Source organism: Crossiella sp. S99.2 (genome assembly GCF_023094165.1).
Taxonomy (GTDB): domain Bacteria; phylum Actinomycetota; class Actinomycetes; order Mycobacteriales; family Pseudonocardiaceae; genus Crossiella.
Genome location: NZ_JALMDK010000040.1, coordinates 1 through 1263, shown reverse-complemented (window position 1 = coordinate 1263; position 1263 = coordinate 1). Strand labels below are relative to the sequence as shown.

2 protein-coding genes are annotated in these 1263 nt (G+C 61.4%); both read right to left on the bottom strand.

All coding sequences use genetic code 11. The annotated features are described in order from the left end of the window. Window positions 1-23: 23 nt before the first annotated feature. The gene (locus MZC64_RS47470) at window positions 24-884 is read right to left on the bottom strand and encodes an IS3 family transposase (protein WP_247766273.1); all 861 of its coding nucleotides are present in this window, start codon (window positions 882-884) and stop codon (window positions 24-26) included. 17 nt (window positions 885-901) lie between these two features. Then, complete coding sequence (locus MZC64_RS47465) at window positions 902-1195, bottom strand: transposase (RefSeq protein WP_247766272.1); 294 nt, start codon at window positions 1193-1195, stop codon at window positions 902-904. Window positions 1196-1263 lie beyond the last annotated feature (68 nt).

Here is a 1263-nt window from a genome sequence, read left to right as displayed (position 1 = left end):
GGACTCGACCCAAAAGGAAAATATCACGCCGCCGACTGGTTCACAAACCACCCGGCCAGAACCTCCGCAGGAGGTCGGTAACCCAACCCCGAATGAAGCCGACGCCGGTTGTAGAAGCCCTCGATAAACCGAACGATGTCCCGCCGAGCCGCGGCGCGGGTAGCGTAGGTTTGGTGATGGGTCAGCTCCGTCTTCAACTTTCCAAAGAACGACTCCGCCATCGCGTTGTCGAAACAGATACCTGTTCGGCCGACCGACTGACGAACACCATGATCCCGTAAGGCTGAGGCAAACTCCGCCGACGTGTACTGACTGCCACGGTCCGAGTGAAATATGGCATTCTCCGGAAACGGGACACGAGTCCCGGCCATCTCCAGCGCGGCACACACCACACTGGCCGGATAACTCTCACCAAACGACCAGCCGAGCACACTCTTGGAGAAACAGTCGATCACCGAGGCCAGGAACAGAGGCCCCTCGGCCGTGTCGATCTGGGTAATATCGCCCACCATCTTGGCCCCGGGCACCTCTGCGGTGAAGTCCCGGTCCACCAGGTCGGGCACCTCAGCGGCGGCCCGGTTGGCCGCTGTCAGCCCGCGACGTCGCTTGACCTGCACCGGTACCAGGCGCGCCGCCCGCATCAACCGTCGCACCACCTCGTCGTCCACCCGGATGCCGCGACGCTCCAGTTCCGCGTGCACCCGGCGATAGCCATACGTCCGGCCCGAGTCGACGAAAACCTCCCGGATCGTCTCGGTCAGTTCCCTCCGCCGGCGCGCACCCGCCGAAATCACACGCCTCGACCACTCGTAGAAACCCGACCTGGAAACATCCAGTAGTCGACACATCATCGTCACCGAAAAGTTGTCCCTCTCCGCATCGATAAGCTGGTAGCGCTTGCTTACCGTTGTTCCTTCGCGAAGAAGGCCGCCGCTTTTTTCAGGAAGGCGTTCTCCTGTTCGAGTTCGCGGATGCGTCGTTCCATCTCGGTCACCCGGGCTCGCTCGGTGACCTCAACCGCCTGTTCGGTGTGCACCTGATTCTTCCTTTTCTCGTTTATCACCCAGGTGCGTACAGTTTCGGGGACAAGCCCGAACTCGCGGGCGACCTCGCCGTAGCCTCGACCGGTTCCCAGCACGAGTTGGACAACCTCGGCTTTCAGCTCTGCCGAGTATCTCCGTGCTTTCTTTGCCACGTCTCGTTCCCTCCGGACTCTCCGTCAATTCTACTTGGGGACGTGTCCGGAAAACTCGGGGCACCTCA